17 protein-coding genes are annotated in these 12,054 nt (G+C 69.5%); 10 read left to right on the forward strand and 7 right to left on the reverse strand.

Annotated elements, in window-relative coordinates; translation table 11 throughout:
• On the forward strand, positions 1 to 283 hold a 283-nt coding region (locus VGH85_07365; protein ID HEY2173617.1), incomplete at its 5' end, for an Asd/ArgC dimerization domain-containing protein.
• Here the strand turns inward: VGH85_07365 and VGH85_07370 are convergent.
• Both VGH85_07370 and VGH85_07375 read right to left on the reverse strand, forming a co-directional pair.
• Positions 237 to 851, reverse strand: coding sequence for a helix-turn-helix transcriptional regulator (locus VGH85_07370; protein HEY2173618.1), 615 nt, complete (start codon positions 849 to 851; stop codon positions 237 to 239). The genes VGH85_07365 and VGH85_07370 overlap by 47 nt on opposite strands.
• A 298-nt stretch (positions 852 to 1,149) precedes the next feature.
• Positions 1,150 to 2,925 carry a prolyl oligopeptidase family serine peptidase gene (locus VGH85_07375; protein HEY2173619.1) on the reverse strand — a complete coding sequence of 592 codons (1,776 nt, stop codon included), beginning with the start codon at positions 2,923 to 2,925 and terminating at the stop codon, positions 1,150 to 1,152.
• Positions 2,926 to 2,963: 38 nt separating this feature from the next.
• Between VGH85_07375 and VGH85_07380 the strand changes: the two genes are divergently transcribed.
• From VGH85_07380 to VGH85_07410, 7 genes are read left to right on the forward strand one after another with little or no spacing between them, the layout of a single operon-like run.
• Positions 2,964 to 4,208: an alpha-L-fucosidase gene (locus VGH85_07380; GenBank protein ID HEY2173620.1), complete on the forward strand. Its 1,245-nt coding sequence runs from the start codon at positions 2,964 to 2,966 to the stop codon at positions 4,206 to 4,208.
• Positions 4,209 to 4,210: 2 nt separating this feature from the next.
• Positions 4,211 to 4,537: an L-rhamnose mutarotase gene (locus VGH85_07385; protein ID HEY2173621.1), complete on the forward strand. Its 327-nt coding sequence runs from the start codon at positions 4,211 to 4,213 to the stop codon at positions 4,535 to 4,537.
• A 34-nt stretch (positions 4,538 to 4,571) separates the two neighbouring features.
• Positions 4,572 to 5,792: an AI-2E family transporter gene (locus tag VGH85_07390; GenBank protein ID HEY2173622.1), complete on the forward strand. Its 1,221-nt coding sequence runs from the start codon at positions 4,572 to 4,574 to the stop codon at positions 5,790 to 5,792.
• 12 nt (positions 5,793 to 5,804) lie between these two features.
• Positions 5,805 to 6,761: a ribose-phosphate pyrophosphokinase gene (locus tag VGH85_07395; GenBank protein ID HEY2173623.1), complete on the forward strand. Its 957-nt coding sequence runs from the start codon at positions 5,805 to 5,807 to the stop codon at positions 6,759 to 6,761.
• A 22-nt stretch (positions 6,762 to 6,783) separates the two neighbouring features.
• The gene (locus tag VGH85_07400) at positions 6,784 to 7,008 is read left to right on the forward strand and encodes a hypothetical protein (protein HEY2173624.1); all 225 of its coding nucleotides are present in this window, start codon (positions 6,784 to 6,786) and stop codon (positions 7,006 to 7,008) included.
• 59 nt (positions 7,009 to 7,067) lie between these two features.
• Positions 7,068 to 7,289 carry a helix-turn-helix domain-containing protein gene (locus VGH85_07405; protein HEY2173625.1) on the forward strand — a complete coding sequence of 74 codons (222 nt, stop codon included), beginning with the start codon at positions 7,068 to 7,070 and terminating at the stop codon, positions 7,287 to 7,289.
• Positions 7,289 to 7,882 (forward strand): Clp protease N-terminal domain-containing protein, encoded by a 594-nt coding sequence (locus VGH85_07410; protein HEY2173626.1) that lies wholly within the window; start codon positions 7,289 to 7,291, stop codon positions 7,880 to 7,882. The genes VGH85_07405 and VGH85_07410 overlap by 1 nt, the downstream gene beginning before the upstream one ends.
• Here VGH85_07410 and VGH85_07415 read toward each other — a convergent pair.
• Both VGH85_07415 and VGH85_07420 read right to left on the reverse strand, forming a co-directional pair.
• Entirely contained in the window at positions 7,841 to 9,154 is a 1,314-nt protein-coding gene (locus VGH85_07415; protein ID HEY2173627.1) for an MFS transporter, read from the reverse strand. The genes VGH85_07410 and VGH85_07415 overlap by 42 nt on opposite strands.
• Before the next feature lie 199 nt (positions 9,155 to 9,353).
• Positions 9,354 to 9,731 carry a VOC family protein gene (locus VGH85_07420; protein ID HEY2173628.1) on the reverse strand — a complete coding sequence of 126 codons (378 nt, stop codon included), beginning with the start codon at positions 9,729 to 9,731 and terminating at the stop codon, positions 9,354 to 9,356.
• Between the two features lie 55 nt (positions 9,732 to 9,786).
• Between VGH85_07420 and VGH85_07425 the strand changes: the two genes are divergently transcribed.
• The gene (locus tag VGH85_07425; GenBank protein ID HEY2173629.1) at positions 9,787 to 10,191 is read left to right on the forward strand and encodes a GNAT family N-acetyltransferase; all 405 of its coding nucleotides are present in this window, start codon (positions 9,787 to 9,789) and stop codon (positions 10,189 to 10,191) included.
• Here the strand turns inward: VGH85_07425 and VGH85_07430 are convergent.
• The 3 genes from VGH85_07430 to VGH85_07440 are packed head-to-tail and all read right to left on the reverse strand — an operon-like array spanning position 10,178 to position 11,668.
• Positions 10,178 to 10,564, reverse strand: a complete 387-nt coding sequence (locus VGH85_07430) for a VOC family protein (GenBank protein ID HEY2173630.1) — start codon at positions 10,562 to 10,564, stop codon at positions 10,178 to 10,180. The genes VGH85_07425 and VGH85_07430 overlap by 14 nt on opposite strands.
• A gap of 17 nt (positions 10,565 to 10,581) precedes the next feature.
• The gene (locus tag VGH85_07435) at positions 10,582 to 10,821 is read right to left on the reverse strand and encodes a nuclear transport factor 2 family protein (GenBank protein ID HEY2173631.1); all 240 of its coding nucleotides are present in this window, start codon (positions 10,819 to 10,821) and stop codon (positions 10,582 to 10,584) included.
• The gene (locus VGH85_07440; GenBank protein HEY2173632.1) at positions 10,814 to 11,668 is read right to left on the reverse strand and encodes an SDR family NAD(P)-dependent oxidoreductase; all 855 of its coding nucleotides are present in this window, start codon (positions 11,666 to 11,668) and stop codon (positions 10,814 to 10,816) included. Before VGH85_07440 ends, VGH85_07435 begins: the two co-directional genes overlap by 8 nt.
• A gap of 73 nt (positions 11,669 to 11,741) precedes the next feature.
• Between VGH85_07440 and VGH85_07445 the strand changes: the two genes are divergently transcribed.
• The coding region (locus tag VGH85_07445; protein HEY2173633.1) for a MarR family transcriptional regulator at positions 11,742 to 12,054 on the forward strand (313 nt) is incomplete at its 3' end.

The raw sequence follows: 12,054 nt of genomic DNA on the forward strand, positions 1-12,054 counted from the left end.
GCTCGCCGTCCACGCCACGTTCGCGACCGAGGTCTCGGTGGGCGAGGCCCGCGCGGCCCTGGAGGCGGCGCCGAGCGTCGTGGTCCTCGACGACCCGGAGGCCGGGGTGTTCCCGACGCCGGCGGAGGCGGTCGGCACGGATCCCACCTACGTCGGGCGGATCCGGCAGGCGCTCGACTTCCCGAACACGCTCGATCTCTTCGTGGTCGGTGACAACCTCCGCAAGGGCGCGGCGCTCAATACGGCCCAGATCGCAGAGCTGGTCGCGGCCGAGCTGGGCTGACGCCCGCCAATCTGTCCGGCGATGCGGGTTCGCACTGGCAATCGCATGCGGCGACGCAGTGCCGCTCACACTCCGGGCCGCACCGGCACGGATCCGGCATCGGGCGGTCGGGGCGAGGAGTCAGTCGCGGCAGCCGGAGTGCCTCGGGTCCTGGGTGGTTGTCCGGTGTCCCGTCGAGCCTCCGACGCGCATCCCGGCGTGCGCGCTGATCGCAGACGACGACCGGCTTCGGGCGGGTGTACCGGGACCGGTAACTCCAGGTCCGTCGGGCGAGCGGCTCCGGATCCAGATAGGCGGGGAACCGGCTCCCGGCGCCGTTGCGCAGCCCGTCCGCCCGCATCGGCGCCACCTCCTTACCGTCACCGTCGAGCACCGCGAGGCGCAGACCGGCGGCGGCAAGCAGCGTCTGGAACAGGTCGACGCGCACTGACGCGGCGTCGGTCTCGATCCTGGCGATGCAGGCCGGGCTGACTCCGGCAAGCGCCGCAAGCTGCCGCTGGCTCAGGTCGGCCGCCCGCCGGACTCGACGCACCAGGCCGGACGGGTCGATGTTCGCCACCTCTGCCATGCCGCAAGGATGGCCCGAGGCTCTGTCACTTTCGCGGCCCGAGCTTCGGACCGTGCGGCCACCCGCCCCGCGGACATCAAGTCCGCCGGATCGCTGTGCCCTTGCTCCGCTCACCGACGCAAGGGCACAGCTGCGCTGCGTGGGTTGCGGTGCCCTTGCTCCGCCTAGCGACGCAAGGGCACAGGTGGGCTGCCTGGTTTGCTGTGCCCTTGCTCCGCCTAGCGACGCAAGGGCACAGGGCGGTGAGGCAGGGGGTGGGCTTCGGGGTGGGTCGCGTCCGGCAACCGGGCGGAGTCGGCTAGCGGCGCGCCGGCACGTGTCGCCCGACGAAGTCGAGCTCGGCCGCCATCTGACGGATCTGCTCGTCGACGACCAGGCTGCCGTGACCGGCATCGAACCGGTAGACCTCGTGCGGCTTACCGAGCTCGTTCAGGCGGCCCAGGTAGTTGTCGATCTGCCGGATCGGGCAGCGCGGGTCGTTTGCCCCGGCCAGCACCAGCACCGGCGCCCGCACCGCATCGACGTAGGTGATCGGCGAGCAGCGCTCGTAGACCTCGGGCACTTCGCTCGGCGAGCCGCCGAAGATGGCGCGGTCGAAGGCGCGCAGCGGCTCCATCTCGTCCTCGTACGCCGCGACGTAGTCGGCCACCGGAACGGCCGCAAGACCGGCGGCCCACGCCTTCGGCTCGACGCCGAGGCCGAGCAGGGTGAGATAGCCGCCCCACGAGCCACCTTCGAGGATGCAGCGATCGGCGTCTGCGACGCCCTGGTCGATCATCCAGGCGCGTACGGCGGCGATGTCGTCGAGCTCGGTGAGCCCCGGCCGCCCCTCGAGCGCGTCGCGCCACGTCGAGCCGTAGCCGGTCGAGCCCCGGTAGTTCACGTGCACGACGCAGTAACCGGCGTCGACGAAGGCCGCCCGGCGCGGGCGGAAGGCGTCGACGTCGGCGGCGGACGGGCCGCCGTGGATCGCGAACACCGTGGCGTACGGCGCGGGACCGTCGCTCGGTCGCGCGATGAGAGCGTGGATCGGACCGCCGGGGCCGTCGATCCAGGCGTCCTCGACCGGGACGGATCGGGGAGCAGTCGCTCCGGGAGCCTCGAGCACCACAGCGCCACCCGCGTCACGGATCGCGGGCGGTGCTTCCGAGGAGGACCAGGCGAATTCGATCGCCCCGTCGGGTCGCGCGGTCGCGCCGGACACCACGCCGAGCGGAGTGTGCACCCGCGACAGTGACCGGTTCGCGAGGTCGTACCGGTAGAGCTCGCTGCGCGCGGCATGGTCGTGGCCGACCAGCAGCGCGGTGCCGTCGGGGTACCAGTCGGCGTAGACCTCGCCGGGCAGATCCAGGGCGATCTCCTCCTGGCTACCCGACACCGGATCCCAGACGAGGAGCTCCGGCCGACCACGGCGTTCGTGGATGGCGAGGAACCGCTGATCGCCGGCCACCGGCGCGAAGCCGGCCGGCTCCAGGCCCTTGCCCGGTCCGTCCCAGAGGTCTGCGACGGCCCCGGATCCGTCCGCCCGCAGCACCCGCAGTGCCATGTGCCGGGAGTCGCCATGCTCGGAGTGGGCGATGCACACGAGGGTCTCGTCCCGGGACAGTCCGCCGACGTGGGCGTCGTTGGCGTGGCTGTACAACGTCGAGGGCGCGCCCCCGTGCACCAGGTGCACGTTGGAGCCGTCGTCCGTCGACCGACCCACCACGACGCTCGACCGGCCGATCTCGAGCCCGCCCGGGTAGGACGGTCCGAGGTCGGGCACCGCCGGCGTATCGGGGCCGCCGCGGAACGGCTGCGTCATCCATACGCCCCACTCGTCGCCGTCGGTGTCGGCGAACCACCAGACCTGCTCCCCGGCCGGGTCGATGTCGGCGATCATCGTCCCGTTGGGTCGGTCGGTGACCTGTCGATGGGTGTCGGCCGTGCGGTCCCAGGCGTAGATCTCGACCACGCCGCTGGCGTTCGAGGCATACACGGACCGGTCCGGCGCATCATCGGCCCAGTCGGGAAGGGTGACGCGGGCGGCGCGGAAACGGGCGGCCCACATGGGTTCAGTCGTAGTGCTGGTCACCGCGCGAAGGATACCGGGGCTCGGTAGGGTGCCGAGCCATGCATTGGTTTGACGAGTCGCGGTTCGGACTTTTCGTCCACTGGGGTCTGTACGCATTGCCCGCCCGGCACGAGTGGGTGAAGAACCGCGAGCGGCTCGACGACCGCCACTACGAGCGCTATCTCCGGCACTTCGATCCCGACCTCTACGACCCGGCCCGGTGGGCGGCGCAGGCGCGCGCCGCCGGCATGCGCTACGCCGTACTCACGACCAAGCACCACGAGGGCTTCTGCCTGTGGGACAGCGATCTGACCGACTACTCGGTCGCGTCCACCCCGGGCGGCAAGGACCTCGTCGGGCCGTTCGTGCAGGCGTGCCGGGCCGAGGGTCTGCGGGTCGGCTTCTACCACTCGCTGATCGACTGGCATCACCCCGATTTCCCCGTCGACGGACTACATCCGCAACGTGACGACGGCCCCGATACCGCCGCGTCCGGGAACATGTCCCGCTACGCCGACTACCTGCACGGCCAGGTCCGGGAGCTGCTGACCCGCTACGGCACCATCGACTATTTGTTCTTCGACTTCTCCTACGCCGACCGCGTGTGGGGCGGCAAGGGTGCCGCCGAGTGGCGGTCCGAGCAGCTGCTGGCGATGGTCCGCGAACTGCAGCCGGAGATCATCGTCAACGACCGGCTGGGCATCCCGGGTGACTTCGTGACTCCCGAGCAGTACCAGCCGGCCGAGCCGATGCGCGTCGCCGGGCAGCCGGTGCGCTGGGAGGCGTGCCAGACCCTCAACGGCAGCTGGGGCTACGACCGCGACAACCTCGACTGGAAGTCCGCCGACCTGCTGGTCCGGATGCTCGTCGACAGCGTCGCGAAAGACGGCAACCTGCTGCTCAACGTCGGGCCGAATGCGCGCGGTGAGTTCGAGCCGCGGGCGACCGACCGGCTGCACCAGATCGGCGAGTGGATGCGACTGCACGAGCGGTCGATCTATGGCTGCGGCCCGAGTTCGTTCGTCGCACCACCCGACTGCCGCTACACGCAGCGCGGAGACCGGCTCTACCTGCACGTCTTCGGCTGGCCGTTCCGACACCTGCACCTGCCCGGGCTCGCCGGCCACGTCGACTACGCGCAGTTCCTGCACGACGGGTCCGAGGTCGGCATGCGGGTCATCGACCCGGACGCCACCGCCGTCAATACGACGATGGGCGGCCTCTCGGCTGACACCGTGACCCTCGACCTTCCGGTGCAGCGGCCCGACGTCCAGGTGCCGGTCATCGAACTTTTCCTGACCTGAGCATGCAGCGGGTAGCCCAGGTGATCCGGGTCCGGCCGGAGCGGATCGAGGAGTACAAGCGGCTGCACGCCGACGTCTGGCCGCAGGTGCTCGACCGGATCCGCCGGAGCCACATCCGTAACTACTCGATCCACCTGCACGGAGACCTGCTGTTCAGCTACTTCGAGTACGACGGCGACGATCTCGACGCGGACCTGGCCGCGATGGCCGACGACGAGGCGACCCGGTTGTGGTGGGAGGTCACCGGCCCGTGTCAGCAGCCGATGCCGGGCGCGGCACCCGGGCAGTGGTGGGCGCCGATGGAGCAGGTCTTCCTCATGGCTGACTGAGCGGAGCCGGGGTCGGTCCCCGTACTATCCGGCGGTGACGACGAGGACGCCGGAGGAGGACCAGGACCGGCACCCCATGCCGGGCCAGCCGTTCCGGGTCTCCAACCTGCTGGAGGCCAGCGCGGCGTGGGCGTGGCGCCTCCTCGTCGTGGCGGCGGCGTTCTACGGCCTCTTCCTGCTCATGGAGAAGCTGTGGCTGGTCGTCCTGCCGCTGTTCACTGCGACCCTCGTCTGCGCACTGCTCACGCCCGCGGTCAGCCTGCTGCGGCGACGGGCCCATTTTCCGCGGGTGGTCGCGACCTGGGGTGTCCTGCTCCTCGCGTTTGCACTGCTCGGCGGCATCGGACTCTTCGCGAGCAACCGCGCCAGCGAGGAGTATCCGAAGCTGGTCACGCAGGTGAACAAGATCAGCACGGAGGTCCGGCACTTCCTGATCACGGGGCCGCTCCACCTGCGGGCGAGCTCGGTCGACAACGTCGGGAAGTCGATCACCGACTTCCTCAGCCGACACTCCTCCACGGTCGCGTCGGGTGTCGTCACGGCCGGGCGGACCGTCGCAGACGTCGCGACCTTCGCCGTCCTCACCTTCTTCATCACGTTCTTCCTGCTCTACGACGGCAAGAACATCTGGAACTGGTTGGTGGCCTTCTTCCCGCGCACCTCCCGCACGCGGGTGCACGAGGCCGGGGGGCGGGCGTGGAGCACGTTGACCGGCTACATCGGCGGGACGTTCGTCGTAGCGGCGTTCCACGGGATCGTCATGGGGGTCACGCTCACCATCGTGGGTGTGCCGCTGGTCGCCCCGCTGGCCGTGCTCGTCTTCATCGGTAGCTTCATCCCGATCATCGGTGTGGTCATCTTCGGCGGATTGGCCGTGGTGGTGACGATGCTGACGGTCGGCCCGATCGCCGGCGTGGTGGTGCTCGCCGTACTCGTGGTCAGCAACCAGATCGAGGGCCATCTGCTGCAGCCCCTGGTCGTCGGTCGATACGTGCATCTGCACCCGTTGGCGATCGCGATCACGCTGACCGGTGCTGCTCTGCTCGCCGGACTGCCCGGGGCGATCTTCGGCGTCCCTGTCGTGGCCTCCATCAACGCTGCGGCGAAGTACCTGAGCGGCCGCGAGGACGCCGACGGCCACCGGTTGCCGGACAATGACGAGCCATCGCCGCCCGTACCACCGGAAGAAGAACCCGCCGCGCCCGAACCCGGTGACGAAGCCGAAGCCGACACCGACGAACGCGAACCTGAGTAGGCTGGCGTCGCCATGGACGAGATTGTCGTCTTCACCGGAAGTGCGCATCCCGATCTGGCCGAGAAGATCTGCTCGCTGCTGGGCAGCGAGCTGTCCCCGACCCTCGTGCACCGGTTCAGCAACGACTGTCTGCAGGTCCAGCTCCGGGCGAACTGCCGCCAACGCGACGTCTACATCATCCAGCCGCTGGTTCCGCCGGTGCAGGAACACCTCGTCGAACTGCTGCTCATGCTGGACGCCGCCCGTGGCGCCTCCGCCAACCAGATCACTGCGGTGATTCCGCACTACGCCTACGCCCGCTCGGACAAGAAGGACGCGCCGCGGATCTCCATCGGTGCCCGGCTGGTCGCCGATCTGCTGGCCGCCGCGGGAGCGAACCGGGTGCTCACCATGACGCTGCACGCTCCGCAGGTGCACGGCTTCTTCAGCATTCCGGTCGATCATCTGACGGCGGTGGCCGAACTCGCGGACCACTTTCGCGGCCGGGACCTGTCCGACACCGTGGTCGTCTCGCCGGACCTCGGCAATGCCAAGCCGGCGACCCAGTTCGCGCGGCTGCTCGGCCTTCCCGTCGCCGCGGGCAGCAAACAACGGATCTCCGACGATCATGTCGTCATCGACGCCGTCGTCGGCGAGGTCGAGGGCAAGAACGTCATCATTTTCGACGACGAGATTGCCACCGGCGGCTCGGTCATCGAGCTCCTGAACCGGCTGCGTGAGCGCGGGGTCGGGCGCATCTCGCTGGCCTGTACGCACGGGCTCTTCACCGGCGGTGCGATGAAACGGCTCGCCGCCCAGACCGACATGGTCGAGATCGTGACGACCGACACGGTCCCGCCCCGGCCGGACACGGCCGCCGACCACCTGCAGGTCCGGTCAGTGGCGCCGCTGTTCGCCGAGGCGATCCGCCGGATCCACCTCGGCGAGTCGGTGAGCGGCCTCTTCTCCGGGGTGTCCACCCACGGCTGATCACTCGAGCTACCCGCGCCTTGTGGGTGCGCGGCTCGTGCTCGAGCCATTACGGCTGGAGCATGCCGACGAGATGGCGCCACTCCTCGACGATTCCCGCTTGCACACCCTCACCGGGGGCCGGCCCGCCACGCTGGATGAGCTTCGCGAGACGTACGCACAGCAGGTCGCCGGCCGTTCGGCCCGGTGGATCGGCCTTACCCCGACCGACACGGTCCACGACGGCGAGGTCCGCTGGCAGGGCTGACGACAAGGCAATCGTCAGCATGTGTTGACGCGAGTCCACCGTCAACATATGCTGACGCCATGACGACGACCGCTGAGCTCACCACAGGAGCGGCCAGCAACGATCCGGACGTCGGACTTCGTGCGGTGGCGGCGCTTCGGCATCTGGCCGAGCACCTCGAGGCACTGCAGGTCGACAACGCCCGCGACCGCGGCTGGTCCTGGCAGGAGATCGCGACCCGACTCGGGGTCAGCAAGCAAGCCGTGCACCGCAAGCACGGCCGGCGGACAGGGAGACGGTGATGTTCGAACGCTTCACGGACCACGCCCGGGCCGTCGTGGTCGACGCGCAGGATCACGCGCGCCGGCTGGGCCACCATCACATCGGGTCCGAGCACCTGCTGCTCGCGATCGCGGGATCCGACGCCGACGCCGGAGAGATCTTCCGGGCGCGGGGTGTCGCCCCGGACGACGTCGAGACCGCGCTGCGCCGGCTGCTCGGGGCCGGTCCGATCGAGTCGCTGGACCGGGACGCCCTGGCCTCCATCGGGATAGACGTCGACCTCGTGCGCGACAGCCTGCAGGCCGCCTTCGGAGCAGACGCCGTCCGTACGCCGTCCGCCCGTCGATCACGGCACTGGTGGCGCCGTCGCGGCGACCGTGAGGTCCGCGAGGTCCGCGGGCACATCCCCTTCACCCCGCAGGCCAAGGCCTGCCTCGAGCGATCGCTGCGCGAGGCCCAGCGGCTGCACGACCACTACCTCGGCGTCGAGCACCTCGCGTTGGCCCTCACGTCGCAGACCGACGGCCTCACCCCGCGCATCTTCACGGCGCTGAACACGTCCGGAGCCGGGTTACGCCGCGAGATCCTCGACCGCCACCGACGTGCGAGCTGAGCCGGTGTTGTCGCGGTGCGCGGTCTCCGACAGCTCCCGACCGTTGGTCTCCGGCGCCCATCGCAACGACGTCAGACCGCCGATCACCGACACGACCGCCATGATGATCATCAGGGGCGGGAGACCCCAATGGGCCAGGACCCACGGCAGACCGAAGGTTCCGATCGCCGCGCCGACCCGGCTGGCCGCTGAGGCCAGTCCGACGCCGGACGTCCGTACGGAGGTCGGAAAGACCTCCATCGGGTAGATGCCCGGCAGGATGCTCATGATGCCGTAGCTGAAGAGGTACCCGAAGAAGCAGAACGCCGCGAGCACGACCGGCAGGTGGGACGCGAAGCTCACGGTCAGCAGGAACGCCGCGCACACGAACATCGGGGCGATGAGGATCTTCCGACGTCCGACCCGGTCGACGATCCGCCAGCCGACGACCGCGCCGGTCAGCGCGACCACCGTCCCGAGGAGGGCACCGGCGAGCGCGTTGTCACCGAGCCCGATGTCGCCGAGCACCTCGGCCTGGAAGAACGTCAGCGCGAAGTACGGCAGCACGATGCAGATCCAGAAGGTGCAGGCGAACACCGTACGCAGCAGGTAATCCGGGCTTACGAGGACGCGCCAGCGGGTCTCTGCCTTCTCCTCCCGGGCGAAGTCCCCGAGCCGGTCGACCCCGACATCGTCGCGAAGAATTGCCTCGGCCTCCTCGCTCCGGCCCTTGGAGAACAGCCAACGCGGCGACTCCGGCAGCCCATGCCGGATCACGAGACAGATGACGGCGGGAACAGCACTGGCCGCGAGCGTGACGTGCCACGCACCGGGGAAATGCGTGTTGATCACGTAGCCGATGAGGAACGCGACGACGTAACCGACGTTCCACCCGATCTCGAGCACCCCCAGGAAGTGACCACGACGCCGGGACGGGGTGAACTCGCTCAACAGCGGCGATCCGATGGAGTAGTCGGCGCCGATCGCCAGGCCCATGATCAGGCCGAGGGTGAGCACCTGCCAGTTCGATGTCACGAAGAACATCAGGATCGAGCAGGTCAGGAAGACACTCAGGTCGATGGTGAACATGGGTCGCCGGCCGAGCCGGTCGGTCACGTAGCCGAGCACGAGCCCACCAAAAAACGTCCCGACCAGGGTCGAGGACGAGATCAGCTGGGCCCACCCGGTGCTGACGCCGAGGGCGTCGTTCATGCCCTTGCCGGCCAGAGCGGCTGCGAACGACGCGAAGATGAAGCCGTCGATGAACATGCCGCCACCGGTCGCGAGGGTCATCCGCCGAAGAAACGCCTGGGTACGTCGACTCCCGGTGGACCGAGTCGCCGTCGCGTCGTGGGTCGCCGTCATGAGCCCCTCTCCGGGCCGCGCGGGACCCGTCGGTTGGTGTTCTGTGTGTGGACCGAGGTGGTGTCTACCCGGTTGATCGCCGCTTACCCGTCGGGTTTGGAGGGGAATCGGGCCCTTTGTCGTGCACTCAGAGGTTGTACGCCGCCGGATGCCGGGGCTGGTAGAGCAGCATGTCGCCGGCGCCCGGGATCCTCACCGCGGTCGTCAGCCCGAATCCGTCGTCGCGGATCCCGCGGGTGAACTCGGCGCCCTTGGCCTCGAGCTCGGCGACGGTCGCGGCGATGTCGTCGCACATGAGCGTGATCTCGTGGTGCTGCCCGATCGTCGCGTGCTCGCCGCCGCTCTCGTTCGACGTCGGGTGTACGCCGAGCTCCGACGGCCCGGTCCGGAAGATCAACCATCCGCCGTGGGCGTCGATGTGTGGCCATCCGAGGACGTCCCGGAAGAAGGCCCGCGCGGCGTCGGGGTCATCGGCGTAGACGAGGGTGTGAACCGCGGTAATCATCCGGCCACCCTAGAACTCCGTGGACTGGTCCGTCACCGGTTGGTACACAGGGCAAATGCCGACCCAGCCGACACGTTACGAGTGGCGCGGCGACTTCGACAACGCCGAAGTCAACGCGCTGCACGCCGAGGGGTTCGGCCATGCGGTGCTGCCTGATGACTGGCGCGGCCAGGTGCAGCGGCACAGCCTCGGCTGGGTCTGCGCCCGGCAGGGCGACCGGCTCGTCGGTTTCGTCAACGTCGCCTGGGACGGGTCGGTGCACGCGTTCGCACTCGACACGATGGTCACGGCGGCGGTCCGACGTCAGGGGATCGGCGCGGAACTCGTCGCGGAGGCGGTACGTGGCTCACGCGCCGCCGGATGCGAGTGGCTGCACGTCGACTTCGAGGACCACCTGCGTTCGTTCTACTTCGACGCGTGCGGTTTCACCCCGACGAACGCGGGCCTCATCCAGCTGTGACCGCCCGGGTGAGGACCTCCATGTTGTGGCTGTCCGGGTCGTTGAAGTAGAAGCCGCGGGCGCCACCCGACCGCTTGTCGACCGCACCCTGCTGGTTGTGGTCAGGGTCGGCCCAGTAGGTGATCCCGGCCGCCTCGACCCGCGCATGGATCGCGTCGAAGTCCTCCTCGGCGACGGCGAAGGCGTAGTGCTGGGACGAGATCGTTGCCGGCTGCACGTCCATGAAGTCGAGCGTGACCCCGTTGCCGGTCTCGATCGGCAGGAAGGGCCCCGTCGGTGCGCCGACGGGCAGGCCGAGGACGTCGGCGAGAAAGGCAGCGGACCGCTGCTTGTCCCGGGCCCGCACGATCGTGTGATCCAGTTCGACGTTCATCTCTCGCATCCTCCCGATCAGGCCGGCGGTGCCGGCGGAGTGGCTTGGCTCAGGTGCAGGCTGGCGAACAGCCACCGGCCGGCGTCCCGGACGAAGACGTGCGTGGTGCGAAATCGGCCGTCCGCCGGACGACCCTGATAGGTCGCCTGCTGGGTATGGTGCCCGATCGCGATCGCCGTGGCACCGTGGTCGCGGATCTCGACGTCGACCCACCGGGCACCGACGGCGAGCACCTCGGTGCGGATGTCGTCACTCATCTGCGTTCCTCCTGTCGGGCTGGTGGGTGGCCGGGGTAGTCATCGCTTGCCCCTGCCGGTACATCTGCGGTGGCTTGTTGCCGGCGGACTGCCCGCCGTCGATCGGCACCACGGCTCCGGTGACGAACGAGGGCTCCGGCGAACAGAGCCAGAGCACGACGTTCGCCACCTCGTCAGCCGAGCCGACCCGCCGCATCGGGGTCGACTGGCCGGCCATCCGCTGCGCCTCCGGGCCGGCCGCGGTGAGGTGCTCGGTCAGGATCGGGCCCGGTGCGACGACGTTGACCCGGATGCCCTGGTCGGCGTAATCGAGCGCAGCGACCTTGGTCAGGCCGATGATCCCGGCCTTGCCCGCGACGTACGCCGCGAGGTTCGCTGTGCCGCTCAGGCCGGCTGTCGAGGCCATGTTCACGATCGCGCCGCCGCCGGCGGCGAGCATCGCCGGGACCTGGAACTTCATCCCGAGGAACGTGCCTCGGACGTTGGTGGCGATCCCGCGATCGAAATCCGCCGGGTCGATGTCCGCGAGTGGCGCCGGTCGGGGGCCGTCCGTGGCGTTGTTGAACGCCGCGTCCAGCCGGCCGAAGGTCGTCAGGGTCCGGTCGACGAGGTCCCGCATCGAGTCCACGTCCGAGACGTCGGTGCGCACACCGATCGCGCGGCCTCCCTTCGCCTCGATCCGGCTGACGACCGACCGCAGTGCGTCGGCGTCGCGGGCAGCCAGGACGACCGACGCGCCCGCCGCAGCGAAGGCCTCTGCAGTGGCCGCGCCGATTCCCCTACTCGCTCCGGCGACCAGCGCCACCCGGTCCCGCATCGGTGATCCCGTCACCAGAGTCTCGTTCATGGGCAGAACGTTAGAGATCTAATCGTGCGATGTCAAACGGTTCGACACCTGCGAATGGTGTTAGCCTGCTGGCATGCCCAGACCCACCCGTCCGCCGCTCGGTCTGGAGCTCGCCCGTACCGCGAAGGTCGTCAGCCGGGCGTTCGACGATGCACTCACCCGGGCTGGCGGATCCCAGCCGGTGTGGTTGGTGCTGATCTCGCTCAAGAGCCGGCAACTGGCCAACCAGCGTGAGCTCGCCGAGGCGGTCGGCATCCAGGGCGCGACCCTCACCCACCACCTCAATGCGATGGAGTCGGCGGGGTTGGTCACCCGGCGTCGCGACCCCGACAACCGACGCGTCCACCTTGTCGAGCTCACCGCGGCCGGCGACGCCCTGTTCCTCC

This window comes from Mycobacteriales bacterium, assembly GCA_036497565.1.
Classification (GTDB): Bacteria; Actinomycetota; Actinomycetes; order Mycobacteriales; family QHCD01; genus DASXJE01.